The sequence below is a fragment of the Nocardia sp. SYP-A9097 genome, from assembly GCF_009649815.1.
Lineage (GTDB): Bacteria > Actinomycetota > Actinomycetes > Mycobacteriales > Mycobacteriaceae > Nocardia.
Map to the genome: position 1 here is coordinate 152,577 of NZ_WJIC01000008.1, position 23,712 is coordinate 176,288.

At 65.5% G+C, this 23,712-nt stretch carries 23 protein-coding genes, 1 tRNA gene and 1 pseudogene; 13 read left to right on the plus strand and 12 right to left on the minus strand.

Annotated features, from left to right (window positions below):
• Window positions 1-145: 145 nt before the first annotated feature.
• Genes GFY24_RS18705 through GFY24_RS18715 form a run of 3 tightly spaced genes read left to right on the plus strand, consistent with a single transcriptional unit; the run spans window position 146 to window position 4,012 of the window.
• A complete protein-coding gene (locus GFY24_RS18705) occupies window positions 146-1,051 on the plus strand; it encodes a metal-dependent hydrolase (RefSeq protein ID WP_153806367.1) in 906 nt (301 codons plus the stop codon).
• A 23-nt stretch (window positions 1,052-1,074) separates the two neighbouring features.
• Window positions 1,075-2,184 carry a PDR/VanB family oxidoreductase gene (locus GFY24_RS18710; RefSeq protein WP_153806464.1) on the plus strand — a complete coding sequence of 370 codons (1,110 nt, stop codon included), beginning with the start codon at window positions 1,075-1,077 and terminating at the stop codon, window positions 2,182-2,184.
• 43 nt (window positions 2,185-2,227) lie between these two features.
• The gene (locus tag GFY24_RS18715; protein WP_309231023.1) at window positions 2,228-4,012 is read left to right on the plus strand and encodes an SDR family oxidoreductase; all 1,785 of its coding nucleotides are present in this window, start codon (window positions 2,228-2,230) and stop codon (window positions 4,010-4,012) included.
• Window positions 4,013-4,513: 501 nt separating this feature from the next.
• Here GFY24_RS18715 and GFY24_RS18725 read toward each other — a convergent pair.
• The 3 genes from GFY24_RS18725 to GFY24_RS18735 all read right to left on the minus strand — a co-directional run bounded on the left by GFY24_RS18725 (window position 4,514) and on the right by GFY24_RS18735 (window position 6,760).
• Window positions 4,514-5,005 carry a hypothetical protein gene (locus tag GFY24_RS18725; protein ID WP_228566440.1) on the minus strand — a complete coding sequence of 164 codons (492 nt, stop codon included), beginning with the start codon at window positions 5,003-5,005 and terminating at the stop codon, window positions 4,514-4,516.
• Between the two features lie 95 nt (window positions 5,006-5,100).
• Window positions 5,101-6,117 (minus strand): TerC/Alx family metal homeostasis membrane protein, encoded by a 1,017-nt coding sequence (locus GFY24_RS18730; protein ID WP_153806369.1) that lies wholly within the window; start codon window positions 6,115-6,117, stop codon window positions 5,101-5,103.
• A gap of 214 nt (window positions 6,118-6,331) precedes the next feature.
• Window positions 6,332-6,760: a nitroreductase family deazaflavin-dependent oxidoreductase gene (locus GFY24_RS18735; RefSeq protein ID WP_153806370.1), complete on the minus strand. Its 429-nt coding sequence runs from the start codon at window positions 6,758-6,760 to the stop codon at window positions 6,332-6,334.
• 129 nt (window positions 6,761-6,889) lie between these two features.
• On the opposite strand from GFY24_RS18735, the gene GFY24_RS18740 reads away from it, so the two are divergent.
• The 5 genes from GFY24_RS18740 to GFY24_RS18760 all read left to right on the plus strand — a co-directional run bounded on the left by GFY24_RS18740 (window position 6,890) and on the right by GFY24_RS18760 (window position 9,416).
• On the plus strand, window positions 6,890-7,261 hold the full coding sequence (locus tag GFY24_RS18740; protein WP_153806371.1) for a DUF4234 domain-containing protein: 372 nt from the start codon (window positions 6,890-6,892) through the stop codon (window positions 7,259-7,261).
• 161 nt (window positions 7,262-7,422) lie between these two features.
• Window positions 7,423-7,496 (plus strand) — tRNA-Ile (locus GFY24_RS18745).
• Window positions 7,497-7,874: 378 nt separating this feature from the next.
• Window positions 7,875-8,255, plus strand: a complete 381-nt coding sequence (locus GFY24_RS43760) for a tyrosine-type recombinase/integrase (RefSeq protein WP_375336065.1) — start codon at window positions 7,875-7,877, stop codon at window positions 8,253-8,255.
• The gene (locus tag GFY24_RS18755; RefSeq protein WP_309231024.1) at window positions 8,252-9,070 is read left to right on the plus strand and encodes a TIGR02452 family protein; all 819 of its coding nucleotides are present in this window, start codon (window positions 8,252-8,254) and stop codon (window positions 9,068-9,070) included. The genes GFY24_RS43760 and GFY24_RS18755 overlap by 4 nt, the downstream gene beginning before the upstream one ends.
• A gap of 136 nt (window positions 9,071-9,206) precedes the next feature.
• Window positions 9,207-9,416, plus strand: a complete 210-nt coding sequence (locus GFY24_RS18760) for a hypothetical protein (RefSeq protein ID WP_153806373.1) — start codon at window positions 9,207-9,209, stop codon at window positions 9,414-9,416.
• A gap of 154 nt (window positions 9,417-9,570) precedes the next feature.
• Here GFY24_RS18760 and GFY24_RS18765 read toward each other — a convergent pair whose 3' ends face one another.
• Window positions 9,571-9,879: a hypothetical protein gene (locus GFY24_RS18765; protein WP_309231025.1), complete on the minus strand. Its 309-nt coding sequence runs from the start codon at window positions 9,877-9,879 to the stop codon at window positions 9,571-9,573.
• A 191-nt stretch (window positions 9,880-10,070) separates the two neighbouring features.
• On the opposite strand from GFY24_RS18765, the gene GFY24_RS18770 reads away from it, so the two are divergent.
• Window positions 10,071-10,364, plus strand: a complete 294-nt coding sequence (locus GFY24_RS18770) for a hypothetical protein (RefSeq protein ID WP_153806374.1) — start codon at window positions 10,071-10,073, stop codon at window positions 10,362-10,364.
• A 102-nt stretch (window positions 10,365-10,466) separates the two neighbouring features.
• Here the strand turns inward: GFY24_RS18770 and GFY24_RS18775 are convergent, their stop codons facing one another.
• Together GFY24_RS18775 and GFY24_RS18780 are read right to left on the minus strand one after the other, a co-directional pair.
• A complete protein-coding gene (locus GFY24_RS18775) occupies window positions 10,467-11,606 on the minus strand; it encodes a sulfite oxidase (protein ID WP_153806375.1) in 1,140 nt (379 codons plus the stop codon).
• A 46-nt stretch (window positions 11,607-11,652) separates the two neighbouring features.
• Window positions 11,653-12,300, minus strand: a complete 648-nt coding sequence (locus tag GFY24_RS18780) for a TetR/AcrR family transcriptional regulator (protein WP_153806376.1) — start codon at window positions 12,298-12,300, stop codon at window positions 11,653-11,655.
• A 122-nt stretch (window positions 12,301-12,422) separates the two neighbouring features.
• On the opposite strand from GFY24_RS18780, the gene GFY24_RS18785 reads away from it, so the two are divergent.
• The 3 genes from GFY24_RS18785 (at window position 12,423) to GFY24_RS18795 (ending at window position 15,262) form a co-directional block, all read left to right on the plus strand.
• Window positions 12,423-14,285 (plus strand): methyltransferase domain-containing protein, encoded by a 1,863-nt coding sequence (locus GFY24_RS18785; RefSeq protein WP_194852924.1) that lies wholly within the window; start codon window positions 12,423-12,425, stop codon window positions 14,283-14,285.
• A gap of 46 nt (window positions 14,286-14,331) precedes the next feature.
• The gene (locus GFY24_RS18790) at window positions 14,332-15,024 is read left to right on the plus strand and encodes a lysophospholipid acyltransferase family protein (RefSeq protein WP_309231026.1); all 693 of its coding nucleotides are present in this window, start codon (window positions 14,332-14,334) and stop codon (window positions 15,022-15,024) included.
• Between the two features lie 61 nt (window positions 15,025-15,085).
• Window positions 15,086-15,262: a DUF6374 family protein gene (locus GFY24_RS18795; protein ID WP_153806378.1), complete on the plus strand. Its 177-nt coding sequence runs from the start codon at window positions 15,086-15,088 to the stop codon at window positions 15,260-15,262.
• A 12-nt stretch (window positions 15,263-15,274) separates the two neighbouring features.
• Here the strand turns inward: GFY24_RS18795 and GFY24_RS18800 are convergent, their stop codons facing one another.
• The 6 genes from GFY24_RS18800 to GFY24_RS18825 form a co-directional block, all read right to left on the minus strand.
• Complete coding sequence (locus tag GFY24_RS18800) at window positions 15,275-17,137, minus strand: amino acid transporter (protein WP_228566454.1); 1,863 nt, start codon at window positions 17,135-17,137, stop codon at window positions 15,275-15,277.
• A gap of 235 nt (window positions 17,138-17,372) precedes the next feature.
• A complete protein-coding gene (locus tag GFY24_RS18805) occupies window positions 17,373-18,146 on the minus strand; it encodes an N-acetylmuramoyl-L-alanine amidase (protein ID WP_309231027.1) in 774 nt (257 codons plus the stop codon).
• Window positions 18,147-18,183: 37 nt separating this feature from the next.
• Window positions 18,184-18,600 (minus strand): MarR family winged helix-turn-helix transcriptional regulator, encoded by a 417-nt coding sequence (locus GFY24_RS18810; RefSeq protein WP_153806380.1) that lies wholly within the window; start codon window positions 18,598-18,600, stop codon window positions 18,184-18,186.
• Window positions 18,593-19,966 carry an MFS transporter gene (locus tag GFY24_RS18815; protein WP_309231028.1) on the minus strand — a complete coding sequence of 458 codons (1,374 nt, stop codon included), beginning with the start codon at window positions 19,964-19,966 and terminating at the stop codon, window positions 18,593-18,595. Before GFY24_RS18815 ends, GFY24_RS18810 begins: the two co-directional genes overlap by 8 nt.
• 50 nt (window positions 19,967-20,016) lie before the next feature.
• Window positions 20,017-20,889, minus strand: coding sequence for a hypothetical protein (locus GFY24_RS18820; protein WP_194852925.1), 873 nt, complete (start codon window positions 20,887-20,889; stop codon window positions 20,017-20,019).
• A gap of 154 nt (window positions 20,890-21,043) precedes the next feature.
• The gene (locus GFY24_RS18825) at window positions 21,044-22,033 is read right to left on the minus strand and encodes a zinc-binding dehydrogenase (RefSeq protein ID WP_153806381.1); all 990 of its coding nucleotides are present in this window, start codon (window positions 22,031-22,033) and stop codon (window positions 21,044-21,046) included.
• Window positions 22,034-22,513: 480 nt separating this feature from the next.
• On the opposite strand from GFY24_RS18825, the pseudogene GFY24_RS43765 reads away from it, so the two are divergent.
• Window positions 22,514-23,657 (plus strand): annotated as a pseudogene (locus tag GFY24_RS43765) (ATP-binding protein); the annotation flags it as partial.
• Window positions 23,658-23,712 lie beyond the last annotated feature (55 nt).

Sequence of the window (23,712 nt, forward strand, 5' to 3'; positions counted from 1 at the left end):
GCAATCGCCGCGGATTTAGATGTAACTGCGGGTTCCATATATGCGTAGAATATTGCTACGCTCACGCAGCAAACGATCGCCGCGGGTCTGCCGACCCGCCGTCGACGCCATGACGCTGTGTTATTGGAACGAACCAGGAGTATCGATGAAGCTACTTCCGAAGCTGGCGCGCCGCGAGGTGAACGAACCCGGTGAGGTAGCCCTGCACGCCCGAAATGTGCAGTTCGACTGGTCGCGGACCGCACCCGTGTGGATGACCGCGGAACCGATCGGCTCACATGTACTGAACGCGCTGAGCATGCTGCTGCCCGAGGGCGAGCGCATGTTCCTGGTGACCTACGGCGAAGCCCTGGAACTGGTGCGGGACGAGAAGCTGCGCGAGGCCATGATCGGCTTCATCGGGCAGGAATCCATGCACGCCGAGAGCCATAACGGGGCCCTCGAAGAGGTACTCGCCACCCACGGCATCGATGTGGAACCCTATGTGCGCCAAGCGGAATTCCTCTTCCGCAAGACTCTCGGCCCCCGCGATATGCCGACCGCCGCGGCACAGCAGCAGGTGCTGGTGGAACGCCTCGGTGTAATCGCGACCCTGGAGCATTTCTTCGCCTTCCTCGGCGACTGGGTCCTCAATACCGACCTGGAGAAGTTCGACGCCGACCCGCAGATGCTGGATCTGTTCCGCTGGCATGGGGCCGAAGAGGTCGAGCATCGGATGGTCGCGCACGATGTGGCCGAGTACTTCGGGGTCGGATATGTGCGGCGCGGGGCGCTCATGCTGATCGTCTTCCCGATCTTCATCGCGCTGCTGCTGCGCGGCACCAAGTATCTGGTGCACCAGGATCCGACGCTGCCCAATCACCGGTATCCCATGCTGGTCGGGCGGATCTTCGCCGCCATGTGGCGGGGTTCGGTGCCGGGCATTCCGTCGCTGCTGATCAGCGCGCTGTCCACCTTCAAGCCCGGCTACTCACCCGAACCGGTCGGATCGACCGCCCAGGCCCTGGCCTACCTGGCGCAGTCCCCGGCGGCGCGGACCCTGGCCTCGTGACCGCCCTTCGGAACGAACCCGAGATGAACGTCATTCGGCCCGTTCCCGCCGTGCCGCCGCTGGACCTGTACGGCAAGTCCCGCTCCGACCGGGCGACCAGGGTATTGGATCTGATCGCCGAAAGCCGTTTGCGCTGGACCACTTTCGTGAACCGGAGGCAGCCACCCGCGCCGGTGGACGATCGGCGGATTCCGCTGGTTCTGGTGGAACGCCAGGTGGAGGCGCACGACACCGATGTGATCAGCCTGATGTTCACCGCACCGGACAGCCGCGCGCTGCCCGCATGGCGGCCCGGCGCGCATCTGGACCTGGAATTGCCGTCCGGGCGGGTGCGGCAGTATTCACTGTGCGGCGATCCGGCCGACCGGCACGCGTATCGAATCGCGGTGCGCCGCATACCGAATGGTGGCGGCGGCTCCCTCGAAGTGCACGAGACGCTGACCGTGGGCACACCGGTCACCGTGCGCGGGCCGCGCAATGCCTTCCCGTTCGTGCTGCCCGGCTACGGATCCTCCGCCGCTCGAGTGCATTTCGTGGCGGGCGGCATCGGCATCACGCCGATTCTGCCGATGGTTCGGATGGCGCATCGGCTCGGCGTGGACTGGACCATGACCTATGTCGGCCGCAGCCGGGACACCATTCCCTTTCTGGCAGAAGTGGAGTCGTTCGGATCGCGCGTCACCGTGCGCACCGATGACGAACACGGCCTGCCCACCGCCGCCGATCTGCTGACCGGCGTCGGCACCGACACCTCGATCTACTGCTGCGGTCCCGTCGTCATGACCCAGGCCATTGCCGATGCCGTGCGCGACATGCGGGGCGTGGAACTGTATTCCGAGCGCTTCTCACCGCCGCCGGTCGTGAACGGCACCGCCTTCCAGGTCGAGTTGGCCCGCACCGGCGAGATCATCGACGTGCCCGCCGACAAGTCGGTGCTCGAACAAGTGCTGAAAGTCCGTCCCGACAGCCCGTATTCGTGCCGCCAAGGCTTCTGCCGCACCTGCCGGGTGAGCACCCTGGGCGGTGCGATCGAGCATCGCGACACCGTGCTCACCGCTGCCGAGCGCGCCGCGGGCAACATGCTCATCTGCGTATCCCGTTGTACCGGCGACCGTTTGGTGCTGGACCTCTAGCTGCCCGCCTCCGGCTCCATACCTCTAGCCTCATGGAGAAATCGTGACCCAGACCATCCTTGCTGCCGCCGAGCGCATTGTCCCTGCCACCGAGCGCACTGTCCGCAGCGGCGAATTCGATATCGCCGTATACGAATACGGCAAGCCATCGGCGGCTGAGACCATTGTGCTGGTGCATGGCTGGCCGGACGACAATCACCTGTGGGATCAGGTCGTGCCGCTGCTGGCCGACCGGTTCCACGTCGTCACCTATGACACTCGCGGGCATGGGCGTTCCACCCGCACCGAGCGCACCGAGGACTACCGGCTGGAGCATTTCGCCGCCGATTTCTTCGCGGTCGCGGACGCGGTGAGCCCGGACGCGCCCGTGCATGTGCTGGCGCATGACTGGGGTTCGGTGCAGATGTGGGAAGCCGTGTGCGAGCCCCAAGGCGCCTCGCACATAGCGTCTTTCACCTCGGTCTCGGGTCCGAACCTGGACCATATGGGCACCTGGATGCAGAAGAATGTCGCGCGCGGCAAGCTGTGGGGGCCGTTCACCCAACTGCTGTCCTCGACCTACACCGGGCTGTTCATGACGCCCGTGCTGCCGCGTGTGCTCTTGCGGCCGCTGGGCACCGAGAAGGTGTGGTCGCGGTTCGTCGGGCTGATGAACGACACTTCGCCGGAGAACATCAAATTCGGGCCCGAGTTCCGGCGCGACTTCTTCGACGGAATGCGCATCTACCGCGCCAATATCCTGCAGCGCGTGACCGGTCCGCGCGAGCGCCGCACCGAGGTGCCGGTGCAGTTGATCATCGCGCGCCGCGATGTGGCGGTGCGGCCCGCGCCGTACGCCGACACCCAGGAGTGGGCGCCCAACCTGTACCGGCGTGAGGTCGGCGGCGGGCACTGGCTGCCGTTCTCGCATCCGGAGTTACTCGCCACCTCCACCCGCGAACTCATCGATTCGCTGCGCACCGGGGAGACCTCGCGCACCCTGCGGCGGGCCGAAGTCGGCAGGGAGCAGCGGAGTTTCGAGGATCGACTACTGGTCGTCACCGGCGGCGGCAGCGGTATCGGGCGTGAGACAGCGCTGGCCTTCGCCCGGCAGGGCGCGGAGGTGGTGCTCTCGGACATCAACCTCGACTCCGCCAAGGAGACCGCGGAACTCATTGCGCGCGAAGGTGGTACGGCACACGCCTACCAGTTGGACGTCTCCTCCGAGGCGGCCGTCACCGAGCACGCCGCCACCGTCATCGCCGCGCACGGGGTGCCGGACATCCTCATCAACAATGCGGGCATCGGGCAGGCCGGCGACTTCTTCGACACTCCCGCAGCGGAATTCGATCGCGTGCTCAATATCAATCTGTACGGCGTGATCAATGGCTGCCGCGCCTTCGGCAAGGCAATGGCCGAGCGCGGGCTCGGCGGGCATATCGTGAATCTGTCTTCGATGGCGGCCTATACCCCGCAGCGCGGATTCTCCGCGTACTCGACCAGTAAGTCGGCGGTATTCATGTTCTCCGACTGCCTGCGTGCCGAACTGTCCGGCAAGGGAATTGGCGTCAGTACCATCTGCCCAGGCATCGTGCACACCAATATTGTTGCCAATACCCGATTCGCGGGCGTCTCGGCCGAGGAGGAGGCCGCCAAACAGCAGCGCTTCGACAAGCTGTACGCCGCGCGCCGCTACGGCCCGGAGAAGGTCGCCGCGCAGATCCTCAAAGCCGTCGAACAGGACCGGGATGTGGTTCCGGTGACGCCCGAGGCGTGGCTGCAGTACCGCTTCAACCGGTTCGCCCCCGCCGTGGCGCGGTTCTTCGCGGCGCGCGTGAAGCTCACATAACACGAAATAAGCACGCGCCCCTCGCGGATATCCGCGAGGGGCGCTTTCGTATCACCCCCGGAATTGCCGGTACCCATCTTCGGAGGTATTCACACCCTGACCAATTCCCCGAATTGCTGGGTCTGTCGAATCATCCAGCCAGGCAGTAGCTTTCAGCCGTAGCGATTAACACTGGGGAGGTGGCTGGCAATGGCCGTGCTGATAAGTCTTGGAATTCTCTTCGCGCTGGCAGGGGCGACGTGGGCGATGGTCCGGGCGAGTAGTCGATCGGAAATCGAGACCCGTCGGCCGCGCAAGCGGAGTTCGAGCTACCGCTACGGCAGCAGTGGAGGCTCGAGTAGTTCGGGCTATGACGGAGGCAGCGGCTGCGGCGGAGGTGGGCACGGCCATGGCGGCTGTGGCGGCGGGGGCTGTGGCGGCGGAAGTGGTTGCGGCGGCGGAGGTTGCGGTGGAGGCAGCTGAACTACTCGATCACTTTCTCCGATTGCGATGCTGCGGGTTTCAGGCTTCGGCCCGCAGCGCCGCTTCGATGAGGTCGACTCGCTCCGATGGGATTCCCCACGGATCATCCACTGCCACAACCGTGTCCAGGTTCCAGAGCACGCAGTCCTCGCCCGGTCGCGCCACCATCGACCAGGCGACCACGGTGCGGCCGAGCTGATCCACCATCGGATCGGCCGGGTTGCCCGAGCCTTCACCGGCCGGGAAGTGATGCAGGAAGCGGCCGTACGCGGCATCGCAGAAGCGCTGATATCGCATGGTGCACAGGATGAGTCCGTGCCAGGCCTCATCCACCGCGAAGGACGGCATTCCGATCACCTGCCCGTCCCGCATTGCCGCGCCGCAGCATCGAAGCCATTGCCGCAGACCGGTTTCCACCAATTCGCGGGGCTGCCACGGGCAGGTCTTGTACACGGCTTCGGGGAGCTCGAGTTCGTCGACGACTCGGTTGATTCTGTCGACGCCGATCGGCCGGAAACGTTGCAGCATCATGATTCACGGTACGTCGGAAGCCGGTGAGCGCACATGGCCTCGTTTTTTGGGGGATCCGGTTACCGCCGGGCAGTGCTACTGCCCGGCGGCGCAACTCAATTGGCCGGTTCGATCTCGTTCTCGGTCTGGCCGCGGGTGGCGCGCAGGCTGGTGAAGGTTACCGTCGCCAGCACCACCACAATCACGACCAGCGAAGCGGCCGTGGGGATCTGGGGCACACCGCTCCAGATGCCGTGCGCCCAGTGCAGCACCAGCTTCACGCCGATGAAGGCGAGGATGGCGGCCAGGCCGTACGCCAGGTGCACCAGTCGCGCGAGCGCCGCGTGCAGCACGAAATACAGTGCGCGCAAACCGAGTAGCGCGAAGGCGTTGGTGGCGAACACCAGGAACGGGTCGCCGGTGACGCCGTACACGGCGGGCACGGAGTCGACGGCGAAGACCAGGTCGGTGGCCATGACCGCGGCGACTACCAGTGCGAGCGGGGTGAGTGCGCGGCGCCCGGCCTCCATGACGGTCATCTTGGTGCCGCGGTAGTCGTCGGTGACCGGCATGAACTTGCGCAGCAGTTTGACCGATTTCATCGATGAGACATCGACGTTCTGCTCATGCCCGCCGGCCGCGTCGGCCAGCAGTTTCACGGCGGTGATCAGCAGGATCAGTCCGAACAGCAGGAACGCCCAGTCCAGGGTGGCGAGTGCGGCCGCGCCGAGCGCGATGAAGATGCCGCGCAAGACCAGCGCACCGGCGATGCCGTACAGCAGGACCCGTTGCGCCAGCGCCACCGGTACCGCGAAGGCGGACAGCAACAGCATGAATACGAAGAGGTTGTCGACCGAGAGCGACTTCTCCAGCAAATATCCAGTGAAGAATTCCATGCCGGTCTCGGTGCCATTGCGGGTCCACAGGAAGATGCCGAAGACCACCGGCAGTGCGATATAGAAGACCGTCCAGGCCAGCGCCTCACGCATGAAGACCTCATGCGGACGGCGGGTGATGGCGAAGTCGAGCACCAGCAGCGCCAGCACCACACCGATGGTGCCGGCCCACAACCAGGGCGTACCAACGGATTCGATGGCGGCGGGGCTCGCCAGGACGGATAGATCAGTACTCATATCGGGACCTCCTCGGGCAGGAAAAAAACCGCCTGAGGTCTCCTTCACCCGTGTCCGATGGGCAACCACCCGGGGATCACGATGGCGCGATCCGTACTGACCGGAATGATTCTTGGGAAGTACTCCCCTCGCCGCAGAGAATAGCCGACCCTTAGCTCAGCTGTCCAACTCGCCGCGCTGTGACAGCGGCTGCCACAGCACGGCTTGCCCGGGTCTACCTGGGGCTGAGCACGACCACGGCGATCGGACGCGAAGTCTTCTTCTGATACTCCGCGTACCGCCCGCCATTGACCTTGTCGACCAACGCGAACCGGCGCGCATAGTCCGAATCGTCCGGATACGTGGCCGTCGCGGTGACCTGAATCTTCGTGGTCCCCACCTGAATCTCGCAGTCCGGCTTGGCCTTCACATTCGCCAGCCACCCCGGCGGCCGCGGCGACCCGCCATTGGACGCCGTCACCAGATAATCCTTGCCATCCCTGGCATAGGTCAGTGCCGAAGTCCGCGGCTGCCCTGTCCTACGCCCGACCGTCCGCAGCAGCAGCGTCGGATTCCCGAACAGCAGCCGATGCCCAACCCGCCCGCCGCTCTTCTCATAGATGAATTGATGTCCACGTAGCACGTTCACGAACAGATCCGCCATGATTCCTCCCGCTGAGTGGTCAACCCCAGCCTAGGCCCTTCACGATCCGATCACGAAGCCCCCGATAGGTTCACCCCACCCCGCCTACCGGGACCCCGAATTCCCCTCGACAACAACAGGATTCAACAAATGCACCCCACCCAGGTGGCCACCCCCATCCAACCCCGCAACCCCGTCCTGGTCTGGCTGGTCTGGCCGCTCATTACCCTAGGCATCTACTTCTTCGTCTGGTACTACAAAATCCACAAGGAGATGGCCGAACTCCGCCGCGACCCCGAAGCCCCGGTAGCAGGCCCGCTGCTGGTCATGATCTTCCTGTCCTGGACCGGAATCGCCGCCCTCATCAGCTTCTGGCGCACCGGCAACCGCATCAAGCAATCCCAAGAAGCCGCAGGCCTCGAGGGCACCTGCAACCCCCTGGTCGGCTTCCTCCTGAACTTCGCCTTCGGCCTAGGCATCCTCTACTACCAGCTCGAACTCAACAAGATCGCCACCCAATAACGGAACCCCATCTCCCCGTACGAAATTCGGGCATTCCACTCCCCCGGCCGCTCCCTCGCCGGGGGATCTCCCCCCGAACTTCCGACACCCTTGCCCCCAACTAGGCCTCCCCTCCAGGGTCGAGGTAGCATCGCGAGGCCCGCAGCTTCAACCTGCGGCCCGGGGCGGTAGCTCAGTCGGTTAGAGCCGTGGACTCATAATCCATTGGTCGTGGGTTCGAGCCCCACCCGCCCCACAAACTGCTCTCTGACCAGCATCAACGCCACGAATGCTCCGCGCCGCGATCGCACCCCACGCGCCTACAGCAATGGATTCCACTCATCGAATCACCTAACTGCAGCGACGGAACCGTAGCAAGGACACGATCAGCGGCTACCTGATCCGCATCGACTGCTTCATCGAGTTCCTCGCGGAGAACGATCTGTCGATCGCTGGGCCGGATGTCACCCGCGACCAAATCGGCGACTTCATCGGGTCCTTGCTGACTCGCCCCAACAAGCGCACCGGGACGCCGCTCACCTCGGAGTACGCCCGCAGCCGCCACCGCGCCCTTCAACAATTCTTCAAATACCTTGCGGCAGAAGAGATAATCACCGCCGACCCGTTCGACAAAATGACATTGCCTGACGCACCGGAACAACTTGTCGAGGTCCCACCCGATGACGCCCTCCGCCAGCTCCTCGCCGAATGCTCCGGCACCGGCTTCAACGACCTCCGCGATACTGCCATCATTCGCATGTTCGCCGACACTGGTTGTCGCGCAGGAGAACTCGCCGGGCTCAGTCTCGATGACCTCGACTTCACCGAAAACACCGCGCTCGTCCTGGGCAAGGGCCGAAGACCGCGGACCGCGGACCGCACCGTGTGGGCGGGTGATCTGTGTCGACGAATTCGGGCCGTTGGATATGGCCACCGGGAAAACCCACTACCGCATCCGAGATCGCAAGCGGTGGTACGTGGTTCGTCTCGAGCCATGAGAGCATCGTGGGCGTGACCGAACGCCTGCGAGCCATCGCCGCCGACAACGAGCAGATCATCGCAGCCGGCGGTTACCGGACGCCCGGCGGACACTATGTCTCGTTGACATCGAGGGTGCAAGCCGCCGTCCAGGGCACCCGGATGTTCGGTCCCGATCCGGTCCCGGTCATCACCCGCAGCGAGGCCACCACCGTCATCACGGTGACCGGGGAGAGCAGCCTCGTCGCGGCGCGCCGGATGCTCGACACCGATCCGGAGCCGGTCGCCGTCCTGAATTTCGCGTCCGCACGTAATCCCGGCGGCCACTACCTCGCCGGCGCCCGCACCCAAGAAGAAGCCCTGTGCCGAGCGTCGGCGCTGTACACCACCCTGCTGGCCGTGCCGCAATACTACGAGCACCACCGCCGCACACCGGATCCTTTCTACAGCGACCGCGTGATCCTTTCTCCCGCCGTGCCCCTCTTCCGCGACGACACGGGCATCCTGCTCGACAGCCCGTATACGGTCGGCTTCCTCACCTGCCCGGCGCCCCGGACCAACGTGATCGTGCAGGAGCTGGCCAGCGAGGCGTATCGAATACCCGCGGTGCTGGCCACCCGCGCTGAGCGCATTCTCGAAACAGCCGTCGGCTACCGGCGTTTGGTGCTGGGTGCCTGGGGCTGCGGCGCCTACGGCAATGACCCAGGCATGGTGGCCGGTGTCTTCCATGCACTGTTATCCGACGGTGGGCGGTTCAGCGGGCACTTCGACGAGATCACCTTCGCGATACTGGACCGGACCCCCGGCGAGACCATCCTCACTACCTTCCGAACCGTCTTCGCGGGAGAGTAGATCCGAATACATGTAGGGGTCACAGCATGCTCGAGATTCAAGGGGCACTGGCGAGTGCCACCACTGATCAGGGCCAACCGATGCGGTTACGGCGGGAGGGGCAGGTGCCTACCGTTGGGGAGAGAGTTTTTCTCGGATGATCGATTTCACGCAACAGGAGTTGATGAAAATGATCGCAAGAATCGCAAGCTCGGCAGCTCTGACCGCGGTTGTGTTTTCGCTCGGCGTGATCGGAGCGTCGGCAGCATCGGCCAGCGAACCGCAGGCCAAGCCCGTGGACGGATCGATTGGTTTCTGTTTCTCAATCCCACTGCCGGGGTCGGCGTCCCTGTATTGGTGCCTGTAAGAAATCGGGTCGGAGTAGCGTTCCTCGACTCCCAGCGCTCTTCTCAGGCCTCAACGGCGACGGCGCCCACGGCCAACACCGTGGCAACCGACCTTCCCAACACACCGCCACCGAACAGTAAGCCGGTGAGCGTTCCGCGATCCGGTGTTGGGCTTCATGTGTAATAAGGCTCGCCCTCTAGAGCGCGCTCGATCCGGAGCCAGATCGAGGGATGAATGTTGAGATTGGCGAGCCCCTCGGGATCGATCCAACCGACTTCCTTCGACTCCGAGCTCGTTTGCAGCTTCCCGCCAACCGGCTTCGCGGTGAAGCAGATCGAGAACTCCTGGCGGACCTCTCCGTCGTCATACGCGATCATATGTTCGGGATTGGAGAAAGACACCCGAACCAGCGCGCTCAACGCGATCTCGAGACTGTTCGCCTTCGGCGCGTTCGGATCCTGGTAGAAATCAGTGCGGCTCACTTGTCCGATCGATAGTGCGAGAGGTGAAGAGGAAGTAGCGCTCGTCCGGACCGGAAAACTCGAAAACCGCTGAGGAGCAGGGCGAAACCGTGGTCGGGTCGGGATTGATCTCGCGTAGACAGCGGCCGTCCAGAACTATCGACGGCATGATCATCAATCAGAGAATTCGACGGTCGGTCCTCATGTCCGGCGTGGCTTTGCTCGCAGTGGGAGCGCTGATCAATGCCACACCGGCGGGCGCAGTGCCATCGGGATGCTCTGCGGAGCAAGGGCAATCGGACGCACGGGCGCTCGTCAGCAGGATCATCGCACACAATGGGGAGGCTATGGCAATCAGCGGCGACAATCGCGGTGCCGTCGAAAACTCCAATCAGGAGGCTCGCAGCTTGAACGACGAGCAGGATGCGCTCATCAACTGGAGCCGATCCTGCAACATCCGCCTCGACTCCCAGCTCGATCAGGTGCGGGCGAACTACTTGAACTAGACCTGCCGCCGATCCGCTGGCCATGATCCAGACGCCAGCCTTCGCACCGACACAGTTCGGCACCCCGATTGTCAAGGGTGTGCTGCAGTCCATGTGCGGCGTTTAGGTCAACTCACCACTATCGGATACGGCAGCTTCGATGCAGTGGACCAGGACCTGCTGGGCGGCATTATTGGCGTATCCGCCACGGTTCCAAGCTTGTTCGATCGGCTGGGTGACACCCGTGTAGTCGGTCGCGCGGCTGCACAGGGTGTGGGTGCCGGGGGTCGCGGTCCAGTCGAAGTGCCAGCGGCGCCATGACCACGGGTGGTCGGGGGCGGCCAGTTCGCCGTCGGACCAAGTGCGGCCACCGTCCGAACTGAACTCGACTCGGGTGATCGGCGGATTGCCGGACCAGGCACGGCCTTCGACACGTATGTGGCCGGGGCGGACCACGCGGTCGCGGCTCATGAAGTCGGGAAAGCCCGGTGGCAGGATCAGGGACCGCGGGGCGATTCGCGTGACCGGGTCGCCCTGCTCGTCCGCGGTGCTCCGGACGCGGTAGGCCACCGCCTGCTGAAATCCGGTGAAAGGCACCGTGATTGCGGTGATGGCGCGCAACCATTTCACGCTCGCCATCCCGTACCACCCCGGCACGATCAACCGCACCGGGGAGCCGTGTTGCGGCGGTAGCGGATGACCGTTCATTTCATACGCCACCAGAACTGGGGGATCGTCGCCCACCGCGATCGCGGGCGGCAGGCTGCGTTCATAGTCCTGTTCGACGCCACGTTCGACACCATGGTCGGCACCGGTGAATACGATATCGACGGCTTCGGGGTCCAGCCCGACTTCATCGAGGAGCACGCGCAATGGGACGCCGGTCCAGTCGGCGGTCCCGACCGCTTCAACAAGCCAAGGGTGACTGATGGGCCGCGGAGTCAACCGGGCGCGCCCATTCCCCGCGCACTCCATCGTGACGCGATAGGTCTCGGCATCGAACTCTCGCAACTCCCCCACTCCGAACGCACGCGGCGAGCGCACAGCCCCACCCACAACCAACTGCCATGCCGTGTCATCGGTCGCCGGAATGTCGTAATGCGTGAGCACATAATGCAGACCCGGCGGCGTGACGTCGTACCGCAACGCTTCCAACGGCAGCCCATGATTACACGCCGCGAGCGCGAGTTCCGCCCCGCTGATCCCCTCCCCGGGATCGGCAAGCCGACCGGGCGCGCTGACCTCGCCGATACGTGGGCCCATGAATTCAAGCTACTCGCGCACCCCGCCGATGGACTCGGCGATCGGATTATCCGGCTGGTGGTTGTTTCAACAGCCCCCTCGCCACCAATTCGAGTACCTGATTGAGGGCGAAATCGACTTCGGCGGGCGTGGTGGGGAGGGGACCATCGATCAGGAGGTTTGCCAGCCCGTGGACGGCCGACCAGGCGGCTAGGGGAGCGCCAAGGCGGCGGGCGGGGTCCAGGAGGCCTGCGGATTGGGCTTGGTCGAGGACTTGGCTGAGGATTTCGTAGGGTTCGGCGGTGTCGGGGTCTAGTTCGGATGTGGTTGGGGTGTCATGGTTTTCGTGGGTGGGGTGGGATTTGAAGGCGGTGCGGAATAGGCCGGGTTGCGATAGGGCGAAGTTGATGTAGGCGGTGCCTACCGCGCCCAGTCGGGTAAGGGGGTCGGGGGCGGCGGCTATGCCCTGGCGCATTTGGGTGGCGAGTTCGGCGCGGGCGTGGCGGGAGACTTCGGCCAGTAGGGCCTCGCGGTCGGCGAAGTGGCGGTAGGCGGCGGAGTGGGAGACGCCGGCGGTTCGGGCTGCTTCGCGGAGGATGACGGCGTCGGGGCCGCCCTCGCGGGCCAGTGCGATGCCGGCGTCTATGAGGGCCGTGCGGAGGGAGCCGTGGTGGTAGGACCTGCGGCGATCCGGGGCGGCATCGGCTGAGCTCATGGGTCAAGGATCGCATATTCAGGGTTCGGTGTTGACAGTGGTCACATTTGTGTCGAGACTGAATGTGACCAGTGGTTACTTTGCTGGTTTCGCGAATGGCTATCGATGTGGAAGGAAATCCGATGGCACGGACTCGGGTGCTGGTTACGGGGGCCACGGGCAGGATCGGCGGGGCGGTCGCCGCGCAGCTGATCGAAAAGGGGGTAGCGACAAGGGCTTTGGTGCATCGGGAGGATGATCGGAGCGCTCGGCTGCGCGAGTTGGGGGTGGAGGTTGCCGTGGCCGACATGTTCGACTATCGGCAGGTCGAAGCCGCGATGGCGGGGGTCGGGCGGGTGTTTTTCAATCCGCCGGTGCATCCGCACGCGCTGGACAGTGGTGTCGCGTTCGCGGTGGCGGCACGGCGTTCCGGCGTCGAGGCGGTGGTCGCGCTCGGGCAGTGGTTGGCGAGTCCGGAGCATCCGTCGCTGCTGACACGGCAGCAGTGGTTGACGGACAAGGTGTTCGATCTGCTGCCGGATACCGCGCATATCGCGGTTGATCCGGGGTTCTTCGCCGACAACTACCTGCAGCTCGTTCCGACGGCCGCACTGCTCGGGGTGTTCCCCATGCCCGCCGGTGTGGGCCGCAATGCGCCGCCCTCCAATGAGGACATTGCGCGAGTAGCGGTCGGCGGACTGCTCGAACCGCACCGGCATGACGGTATGGCGTACCGGCCGACCGGGCCGAAACTGTTGTCGGCAAAGGAAATTGCCGATGCGATCGGCGAGGCTGTCGGCCGGAAGGTGCGGCATATCGAGGTTCCGCCGTCGATGTTCATGCGTGCCGTCCGGATGGATGCCAAGCGGTTGAAGGCCGACATGTTCCTCGAAACCGGTCTGCGCCACTATCTTTCGGAACACGCCCTGGGAACCTGGGAAGTCGGTGGGCCCACGACCCATGTTCGCGATGTCGCCGGCGTCGAGCCCGAGGACTTCCTCACCATCGCCCGCCGTTACGCCGCCGACCCCGCGGCCCAGCGCACCGTCGGCAATATCGCTCGCGCACTTGGCAACTCATTCCTGATGGCATTCGTGCCGATGCATCGACTCGACAAGTTCGACCGCATGCAGCAGCATCCTCAGCCCGCACAACCCCGACTGTCGGGCGAATCAGCCTTCTGGCGCGCGGAACACCAGGGCGACAAGCTGATTCAGTACTCCACCGGGAACTCCCGGCGCAATATCGAACAGGCCCTGACCACCGCGGGCAAGAACCTCGACGACCTGCAACCAACGGATCTGATGCTGGTCGAGGACTTCCACACCATGGGCCGCATCGCCACCACCCAACTGGCCGACCTCACCGATATCGGCCCCGATACCAAGGTCCTCGACGCGGGCAGCGGAATCGGCGGCACCGCGAGGTATCTCGCCGGCCGATTCGAATGCCGAGTAACCGCGGTAGATCTCACCGAGGACTACTGCGACACCGCCCGCTGGCTCAATCGCCTTGTCGGACTGGATGATCGAATCACAGTCCACCACGGCGACGTCACCGCCCTACCCTTCGCCGACGCCTCCTACCAGGCCGTCTTCAGCCAACACGTGCAAATGAACATCCCCGACAAACACAGCCTCTACCGCGAAGCCCACCGCGTCCTGACCGACGGAGGACTACTCGCCATCTGGGATATCACCGCCGGAGACCTCCCCGACCCCGACTATCCACTCCCCTGGGCCGACGCTCCCAACCTCAGTCACCTGGTCGACTCGACCCAATTGCGCGACATCATCGAAGCATCCGGCTTCGAGATCGAACAGTGGAACGACCTCACCGACCAATCCGCCACCACCATGCAAGCAATCCTCGCCCTACCCCCGAACCCCCTCGGCCTCCACGCCTTCAACCCCAACTTCCCCGAAAAACTGAAGAACCTCACCACCGCCCTCGCCGACGGCAGACTGCACGCCGTCCAGGGCATCGCCCGAGCCCGTCGCCACTGAGTAGTTCTCCGGTGTCGCGCTTCCCGTCCGCGGACGAGGATGAAATGTGTTCGCGGACAGAGAGTGCGGGGTTGTGATGGATGAGAAGTTGGATCGGCGGCCCAAAGGGCTGGGGAAGCGAGCTTGGCTCACCACCCAGTTCGTGCGGCGGATACTACGGACGCTGGCCTGGTCGAATTTTGTGCGTGTCACTGTGATCGGCCGGGAACTGGTGCCGGCGACCGGGCCGGTGATTATCGCGAGCAATCACATTTCGATGCTCGATGCGGTGTTCCTGTGGGGTGCGCTGCGGCGGCGGGCCGTCGCTATTGCCATGGCGGAGTTGTGGTCTTGGCCGGTGGTCGGCTGGTTGGTGCGGCGGCTCGGGCAGATTCCGGTGCTGCGGCGGGACAGCGAGTCCGGGCAGTCGGCGCTATCGCAGGCCGAGCGGATTCTGCGGTACGGGGGCGTGTTGATCATCTATCCGGAGGGGCGGTTGGTCGCGCCGGGAGAGGATGAGATGTACAAGCCCGGCGTCGCGAAACTTGCTCTGGCGACCGGTGTTCCGATTATTCCGGTGGGAACGACGGGCACCGATCGGGTGTTGCCGATGCGCCGACTACGCGGCGACGGCCCCAAATTCGACCGTACCCAGCAGGTGACGATCCACTTCGGCGCGCCGATCGATCCCGCCGATTTCGACGATCCGGACAAACTCCTCGATCACCTCCGGCAGCGAATCGAGGGCCTGCGCGAGTGAATCGCCACGACAGACCATTCGGTATCGAACAAAGGTTCGACTCGAGGTAGTCTCCCGTCCCATGCCGGAACTGTCTCGCCACGAGTGGGCGACGATGAACCTCGAGCAGGTGCGGCGGCAACTGCTCGACGCCGCCGCGTTCGGAAAGTACATGACACCCGAGCAGTTGGAGAACGCCGCCGGAAAAATCGGCGAGGGCCTGCGAATCTTCCGAGAGGAGACCGACCACCCTCGCTGAGATGATCCCGGCTCAGCTGTCCACGTGGACGTGGGGGCGCTGGGAGCGGCGGGGTACGGCGCGGCGCAGGATTTCGCGGGTTACCGGGGCCACTTCACCTTCGCCGAAGAACATGAAGCGGAGCAGGTTCATCAGCGGGTTGCCCTCGGTCCATTCGAAGTAGACGTGCGGCGGGACACCGGTGCGGTCGCGGATGGCGAGCAGGATGGCGGCGATACAGTTGGGCACGGCGGCCGCCTCCACCGAGAGGATGTGGTACTTGTCGATCTCCAATTCGGTGACCAGCAGTTCGGTGCTGAATTCCGAAGGGTCCTTGACGATTACCTCGAGGAAGAGGATCGGTTCCGTTTCGGGGATGTGGCTTTCGCGCCGCTGATCGGCTTCCTTTTCGGCGTACTCCTCCGGCTCGCGCTTGTCGATGTCGTGCGTGACGATGCGGACCTCGCCACGCGCGGCCAGCGCGTCGATCATGGCGGCGGCCTTGTCGTCGAAGGTGACTGTGACAGCACGCAATTCGAAGGCGCGGCGGAACCGGGAGGCGAAGGACACCAGCAGGGTCGCGACGACGAAAAGCAGAGCCAACTGCGCACCCTCCGGCTTCTCGATCACATTGTCGATGGTGGTGTAGATCAAAATCACCGTCACCACGCTGAAACCGATCACCTGCGACCGCTGTTGCCGGCGCGCCGCCGAAAGCGCCACCGCGACCGCGGCAGAGGTGATGAGCACCAGCACACCGGTCGCGTACGCCGCGCCCTGGGCATCGACACTGGCATCGAAGTACCAGGTGATGCCGAACGACACCGCCGCGAAAACCAGCACCAGCGGCCGGATCTGGCGCGCCCACTCCGGTGCCATACCGAAGCGCGGCAGATAGCGCGGCACCAGATTCAGCAGGCCCGCCATGGCGGAGGCACCCGCGAACCACAGGATGGCAATGGTGCTGATGTCGTAGACGGTGCCGAAGGCATTGCCCAGATGCTCGTGCGCCAGGTACGCCAGCGCGCGACCATTGGCCGGACCACCGTCCTTGAACGCGTCCTCGGGAATCAGGATGGTGGTGATGAAGCTCGACACGATGAGGAAGCCGCTCATGATCAAGGCGGCGGTGGTGAGCAGCTTGCGCGCGCCGATAATGCGCATGCGCGGATACTCTTCGGTGTCCTCGGGGCTGCCCTTGATCTGCGGCATGACCGCCACACCGGTCTCGAATCCCGACATGCCCAGCGCGAGTTTCGGGAACACCAGCAGCGCGACGCCGATCATGGCGATGGGACTGCCGTGCTGCGCGGTCAGCGCGTGCGTCCAGTCGGTCACCATGGACCCGTGCGTGATCACCTGCGCCACACCGACTACGGCGACAACCAGATTCAGCGATAGGTAGACACCGACCAGCACCACCGCGATGCCGATCGCCTCACTGAAACCCTTGAGGAACACCGCCGCCAGCAATGCGAGCAGCACCAGCGTGATGATCATGTTGTGCCCGTGCAGCGCATCGGGCACCAGCGGATTCTCCACAATGTGCGCCGCACCGTCGGCCGCGGAGAGCGTCATGGTGATGGTGAAGTCCGTGGCCGCGAAGCCCAGCAGCACCAGAATCAGCAGCTTGCCCCACCAGTTCGGCAGGAACTTGGCGAGCATGGCAATGGATCCGCCGCCATGCGGACTCTCCTTGGCCACCCGCAGGTACACCGGTAGCGCGCCCAGCAGTGTCAGCGCCACCAGTACGAGCGTGGCGAGCGGTGACAGCACGCCCGCGGCCAGTGCCGCGATACCGGGTTGATAGCCGAGCGTCGAGAAGTAGTCGACACCGGTCAGGCACATCACCTTCCACCAGGAATGTTGATGTTCCCTGGGCGCGCGTTTCGCCATGGGCCCGGGTATTTGGGAGTGTTGCTCCCCCGCGTCCTCCAGCAGCCAAGCCGCGAATCGCGAGCGTGGCTGCGCCTGGGTCGTGGTCAAGAGAGTCCTCCCCGGAACCCGTGTGTCCGGTTTCCCGGATTTCGCCGAATAGTCGTGGCCAATGTACTCACGACACTCCGAGCCCGGACACACCCCGCGCCGCAAGTCGCCGCGGCCCCTGTGCTAGACCGAAATGACCGGGGTGCTAGCCGAGGTAGGCCATGACGGCATTGGTGAGAGCGGTGGCCAATCGAGCACGGCCGTCCGGGGATTCGAGCATGGCGGCATCGTCCGGATCGCGCATATTGCCGCATTCGACCAGTGCCGCCGGACGCTCGGCGAAGTTCAGCCCCGCCAGATCCGCGCGCGGGTTCATCCCATTCGAACCGACATAGGTCGAGGTGGTGAAGCCCGCACCGACCAGTCCGTCGCGCAGCGTGGTCGCCAACCGACTCGACGGCTCACCCTGCGAATCATTGACCGCGGGCGCGGAATAGGCCACGTGGAAGCCGTGCGCACCCGCCGGAGCGCCATCGGCGTGAATGGAGACCACCGCCGCCGCGCCCACCCGCTGCCCGAGCGTCCCGCGCTCGTCGACGCACGGCCCGAAGCCATTGTCATTGTCGCGGCTCATGACCACGCGAATCCCGCGCGCGCTGAGCAGATCGCGCATGCGCAGCGCCACATCGAAGTTGAACTCGTGCTCGGTATAACCGTCATTGGCACTGGTCCCGGTGGTATTGCACGCCTTCATACCGCCGCGCCCGTCCGGGACCTGCGCATTGATCTCATCGAGGTGCCCCGCCGTACCGCCATTGTGGCCGGGGTCGAGCACCACTACCCGCTCGGCGATCGGAAAGCCCGGCAGCGCAGGCCATTCCGTCGCTGGGCGCGGCACTGCGGCCGTCCCGGTTCCCCCCGCCGCGATCAGTAGTGCACCGCAGATGGCCGCCATAGCTTTCCAGTGTCGGTTACGCACCCGGCCCACCCTACGGGCCGAACGGCGCACCGTTGAATCACTCTTCGAGCTTGCGCAGCAACTCCGCGAGTGTGCGCAGTTCCGCCGGGGTGAGGGCCGCGACGGGGCTGGGCGCGGGATCGGGCGTGGCGAGCGCGTCCAGGATGAGTTCGCGTCCAGTCGGGGTGAGCGAGACCAGTTTGCAGCGCCGATTGGTCGGATCGATCTCGCGCACCACCAGACCGCGCTCCTCCAGATCATTGACCGTGACGGTGGCGGCGGGCGCGTCCATGGCGGCCGCGTGCGCGAGCTGCTTGACCGAGATCGGCCCGGGCAGTAGGCGTTTCATGACCCGGAACCTGCTGAACGGCAACCCGGTTCGCTCGACGACCGCGCGTCGCCAGCCGTCTCGAGTGTCCATCACCAGGTGGGTGAGCTGCCCCCAGACCTCGTCGGGGGTGGGCGCGTCAGACATTTGCGGGGACCTTCTGTTCGAGCAGTGGCGCGACACGGTCGCGGGTACGGTACGCCCACGAGGTGTTCGCCGCCACGCCGAGCATCGGTATCGCGAGCGCGAGCGCGGCAATGGTCCACCACAGTCCCGACCCGGTGAGCGCACCACACAGTGCCACACCGATACTCACCCCGACTTGACGGCTGGTGGAGGCGACCGCGGAGGCCGCGCCGGCGCGATCCAACGGCATACCGCTGACCGCCGCCGTGGTGATAGGGGCATTGACCATGCCGAAGCCGATACCGAAGACCGCGAACATCAGAACCAGTTGCCACACAGCGGTATTCGGGGCCATCCGGGTCAATCCGACTGCTGCCATGACCATCAGGGTGCCCGCGATGACCAGTGACGGCCGCGTGCCGTACCGGCCGACCAACCGGCCCGAGATCGGCGAGAAGATCAGCATGCCCAGCGCCATCGGCAGGTAGAGCAGACCGGTGTGCACGGCCGAGAAGTGCCGCACCCCTTGCAGATACAGCGAGACGTCGAACAGGAACGCACCCAGTGCCGCGAACGCGCACACCGCGATAATGGTGGCCGAGGCGAATGGGAAACTGCGGAAGAAGCGCAGATCGATGAATGGCGTGGGGTGCCGCCCCTCATGCCACAGGAATCCGGCCAGCGCGAGAGCGGTCAGCACGAAGATCACCGGCTTGTGCTCGATCAAGCCGAACACCAGGGTGAACATGAAGGCGATCGCCAAACCCTGTCCGGCCCAGTCCATTCCACGATGCCGCTGCGACTTGGATTCCGGCACATAGATCGTGGTCAGCATCAGCGCCACCGCGACGATCGGCAGATTGACCCAGAACACCGACTGCCAGCCCAGCGAATCGATGAGCAGTCCACCTACCAGCGGACCCATGGCGGTCGAGATACCGACGACCGCACCCCAAACCCCAACGGCGCGTGCGCGTTCCATGCGACCGGTGAAGACGGTGGTAATGATCGACATGGCAACGGGATTCAGCATGGAACCGCCGACGGCCTGCAAAAACCTTGCGCCGATGAGGAATTCGATGGTGGGCGCGATGCTGCAGAGCAGTGAGCCGACCGCGAAGGTGAGCAGGCCGATTCGGAAGACACGTTTGCGGCCGAAGCGATCGGCCATGGCTCCGGACAGCATCAGCAGGCTGGCCAGGGTGAGGGTGTAGATGTCGACGATCCACTGCAGCCGGGTGAGCGACGCGCCGAGATCGGACTGGATGGTGGGGATGGCGACATTGACGATGGTCGCGTCCATGGAGGAGATCAGCAGGCTGAGGCAGCAGGTGATGAGGATGAGCGTCTTGCGCTCTTTGCTGAGCCCGCCGATGGTTGTATCCACACAACGATTGTGAAACTAAAACTATTCGAGAGCAAGTCCTGTGTGCCAGGTCACCTGGGCGCGCCCGGAAGGCTCGACAGCGAAGCGGGCAGACCGGGCAACGCATCGAGGAACGGGGTGCGCGGGCCGAGGATTCCGGACAGCGGGGCGAGGAAGCCGGGGACCAGCCCGAGCACACCGGAGAGCGAGTCCAGCACCGTGGTGATCGGTCCGAGTTCACCGGCCTCGGCACCGAGTACATCCTCGGTCTGCTGCTCGGAGGTGCCGTAGGTGTGCGCGGTAACGGTGAATCCGGAGCCGAACGAGGCCGAGGCCACCTCCGATTCGCCCGTATCCGACCAACCCCATTTGGTGCCCTTGATGTGCGGCAGGCGCGCGGTGCCCCAATCCTGTCGGGTGCCGTCCGCGGCGACCTTGCTCGAATGCTCCATCCAGGTGAGGATCGGGCTGTCCGGATCGGTGCGGAGTTTGACGAGCAGGAAGTCGGCCGTATCGGCGGTGCTGGTCGAGGATTTGCCCCACTCACTGCCGGAATGCGTTGCGGGGAGGTCGTATTCGGTGGCGATCGCATCGATGGCACGGGGATATTTGGCGGCCATGGTGTCCGCCGCCGCATCGTCGGAGAGCCGGATCATGCGCTCCCCCAGGTCTTTGTCCTCGGCGGAGCCGTCACCGTGCCGCAGTGCGTAATCGGCGAGGTAGAGCTTGGAGATGGAGAGTCCGCCGCGCGATTGCGTCTCATTGTCGGTACCCCATTTGATGCCCGGCACGACCGACCGCAGTGAGATCGACGTGCGCGCCGGCACCGGCGCGTGCTCTCCCGGCTGGGGCTGCGTCGGCTTGGGTTCCTGTGCCGCCGCCGGGGCGGCGCACAGGCAGACCCCGGCCGCCACGGCCCCGATCAGCCCTGTCCAGTAGCGCATCGCCACCTCCGCGTCGAGCCCCACCCGCACCCCAGCTTGCCCGACATTTGCTGCGCGGGGCGGAAGGACGCTCCCGACACGCCGACCGCGGGTGGTGGCCACCCTCCGTCATCCCGGCAATGCGGCGAGATGACGGGGCTGTCCGACTTCGGTGTCAGACCGTGAGGATGGTGCGACCGGCGGCCACCCGGTCGGCGATTGCGGTGTGCGCGGACGCGGCCGCTTCGAGGGGGAAGCTCTGTCCGATGACGACTTCGAGCCGGCCGGCGGCGACCTCGTCCTGCGCCCGGTTGTGCAGGGCGAACCAGTCGATATCGCCCGTGGTGAGATCGAACAGTGTGACCACGGCGATGTCCTGCGCCGCAGCGGCTTCCATATCTATGGCCGCGAATCCGCCTGCCGCATTGCCATATCCGATGATCCGGCCGCCGGGTTCGATGGCGCTCAATGCCTCCCGGCCGATCTCGCCACCGGCACCGTCGAGGACCACCGGCACCCCGCCGGTCACCTCACGCACCCGGTCCGTCCAGCCCGGCTGCGAGTAATCGACGACTGCCTCGGCCCCGAGTCGTTGGGCCAGCGCCAGTTTCGCCTCGCCCCGCGCCGCGGCGATAACCCGTCCACCCGCCGACCGCGCCAGCTGAATCAGCAGGGTGCCCAATCCGCCTGCGGCGGCGGTGATCAGCACCCATTCGCCCGGCTGGATGGCCGCCCGATTCGCGACCGCCAGCGCGGTGCGCCCGTCGGCGACCAGCGCCACGCCCTGCTCCAGGCTCAGTTCGTCGGGGACGATCGCAAGGGTCTCGACCTTGGCGAGGGCCTTCTCCGCATAGCCGCCGGTGGGAGTTCCGCCGCCGATCCCGCTGGCCGCGGTCTGGGTGGCGACTCGCCGCCCGATCCATCCGGTATCGACGCCGGGTCCGACCGATTCGACGACGCCGGAGACCGCGCCGCCGGGCACGAACGGCGGATCCACCGGGAAGAAGTTCCGGCCGAGGCCGCTGCGCATCAGCGTGTCCAGGAACCCGACGTCGGCGGCGGCCACCGCGACGACGACCTCGCCCGCGCCGGCCACCGGATCCGGCACCTCGTGCACCGCCAGCACCTCGGGTCCGCCGAAAGCCTTGATCTCGACTGCGCGCATCGTCTTGCCTCTCTTGCCGTTTCGTAAGACTGCCGATACCCACCCTCCAACCTCGACAATGGTTGAGGTCAAGTCCCGGGTGCCGAGCTCGAAGTGCGCGGCTCGAGGATTCGGCGCGGCGTAAGCCTTCGCACGGCGAGGCCGGGGCCAGGCTGTTCCGCTGAACAACGCTTCGAGAACCGACTCTGTACAACAGATTACGGTGACCCGACGCACATCCCAACTGCTGGGATCATGCGTTGCCGGGCGGTTCGCGCTCGGGTAGCGCTGCTCATGCCGGGCGCTTATGCTCGTCCGCTAGATCCGAATCCGCTTGCCGGTGCTCATATTTGGCACGTGTGGTCCGACGGGGGATGCGGTCGCACCGGTGCGTTCGTGCCGGTGCACGTGCGTTCGGAAGTGCAAAGCTTGTCGGAGTCATCGAATCCCAGAGGCGGCGAGTCGAATCCCGCCACCGGTGCACGGCTACCGTTCGGGACGCTGGCGGGGTGCATCGCGATCACCGCGATCGTGGCGGGAGGTGCGGTTATAGCCGCACCGGAAAATGTTCGGCCGGGGGTGGGAATCGGCGCAGGCGTGGCGGCGGTGCTGCTGTGCGCGGCCATCACCGCGGCCGCCTACTTCCGGTCGAGAATCGAGCCGGCGCGGCGGGAGGGCGCGGCGCGGGCCGGGCACGCCGAGGCGCGGACCGCGGCCATCATTACCGAGGCCGAGGCGCGACTCGCGGACGGGCAGCAGCGAATTCAGGCGCTCACGGATGTGGTCACCGCCAAGACGCGTGAGGCCAAGGAGAGCGAGAATCGGCGGGCCGCGGCTATGGCGGCGTTCGCCGGTGCGGCCGGTCGTATGCAGGCCATGAGCACCTCCATGCTGGCGGAATTGCGTGAGATGGAGCATCGGCACGGCGATCCCAAGGTGCTCGCCGATCTGCTCGAACTCGATCACCGCACCGCGCAGGCCGGGCGACTGGCGGACAGTATCGCGGTGCTCAGTGGTGCGCGCTCCGGGCGGCGCTGGGCCAAGCCCATTGCGATGGAATCGATTCTGCGCGGGGCCATGGGCCGGGTCGCGGGCTACCAGCGCGTACGACTACGCGCCGTCACCGAGATAGCGATCGCCGGGCACGCCGCCGAAGGTGTCATGCACGCCCTCGCCGAACTCCTCGACAATGCCTGCAACTTCTCCCCGCCCACCACCGAGGTGCACGTCTACGCCGCCGAAGTGCCGGCGGGCGTGGTGATCACCATCGAGGACAGCGGCCTGGTCATGAGCGAATCCGCCCTGCGCCGAGCCGAATTGACGGTCTCGGGCAAGGGCGCCAACGCTTCCGGCTTCGGCGGCAGCGCCCGAGGTATGGGCGACAGCGCGTCCGGTGAGAGCGGCAACTCCTCCGGTGTGGGCGGGATCACTCCGGGCGCATCACGTGGCTCCGAGGGCGGCGGCCGCAATTCCCTTGCGGGCGGTGGCATCTCCGACCTGTCCTCGCTCTCCGGCACCCGTCTGGGCCTGGCCGTGGTCGGCTACCTGGCCCGCAAGCACGACCTCACCGTCTCCTACCGCCCGTCCGCGATCGGCGGCACCGCGGTAGTGGTAGTCGTCCCCCGCGAACTCACCACCCGTATAGACCGCACGCCGGGCGCACTGGGCTCGATCTCCCTCCCCGTCCACTCCCCCACCGA

Coding starts and splice junctions, on each gene's coding strand:
- GFY24_RS18820 (WP_194852925.1), bottom strand. CDS start 20,889: ATGCGCTACTGGACAGGGCTGATCGGGGCCGTGGCGGCCGGGGTCTGC.
- GFY24_RS18735 (WP_153806370.1), bottom strand. CDS start 6,760: ATGGCGGATCTGTTCGTGAACGTGCTACGTGGACATCAATTCATCTAT.
- GFY24_RS18730 (WP_153806369.1), bottom strand. CDS start 6,117: ATGAGTACTGATCTATCCGTCCTGGCGAGCCCCGCCGCCATCGAATCC.
- GFY24_RS18760 (WP_153806373.1), top strand. CDS start 9,207: ATGATCGATTTCACGCAACAGGAGTTGATGAAAATGATCGCAAGAATC.
- GFY24_RS18725 (WP_228566440.1), bottom strand. CDS start 5,005: ATGATGCTGCAACGTTTCCGGCCGATCGGCGTCGACAGAATCAACCGA.
- GFY24_RS18710 (WP_153806464.1), top strand. CDS start 1,075: ATGAACGTCATTCGGCCCGTTCCCGCCGTGCCGCCGCTGGACCTGTAC.
- GFY24_RS18825 (WP_153806381.1), bottom strand. CDS start 22,033: ATGCGCGCAGTCGAGATCAAGGCTTTCGGCGGACCCGAGGTGCTGGCG.
- GFY24_RS18780 (WP_153806376.1), bottom strand. CDS start 12,300: ATGAGCTCAGCCGATGCCGCCCCGGATCGCCGCAGGTCCTACCACCAC.
- GFY24_RS18705 (WP_153806367.1), top strand. CDS start 146: ATGAAGCTACTTCCGAAGCTGGCGCGCCGCGAGGTGAACGAACCCGGT.
- GFY24_RS18795 (WP_153806378.1), top strand. CDS start 15,086: ATGCCGGAACTGTCTCGCCACGAGTGGGCGACGATGAACCTCGAGCAG.
- GFY24_RS18785 (WP_194852924.1), top strand. CDS start 12,423: ATGGCACGGACTCGGGTGCTGGTTACGGGGGCCACGGGCAGGATCGGC.
- GFY24_RS18800 (WP_228566454.1), bottom strand. CDS start 17,137: ATGGCGAAACGCGCGCCCAGGGAACATCAACATTCCTGGTGGAAGGTG.
- GFY24_RS18775 (WP_153806375.1), bottom strand. CDS start 11,606: ATGGGCCCACGTATCGGCGAGGTCAGCGCGCCCGGTCGGCTTGCCGAT.
- GFY24_RS18740 (WP_153806371.1), top strand. CDS start 6,890: ATGCACCCCACCCAGGTGGCCACCCCCATCCAACCCCGCAACCCCGTC.
- GFY24_RS43760 (WP_375336065.1), top strand. CDS start 7,875: ATGACATTGCCTGACGCACCGGAACAACTTGTCGAGGTCCCACCCGAT.
- GFY24_RS18810 (WP_153806380.1), bottom strand. CDS start 18,600: ATGTCTGACGCGCCCACCCCCGACGAGGTCTGGGGGCAGCTCACCCAC.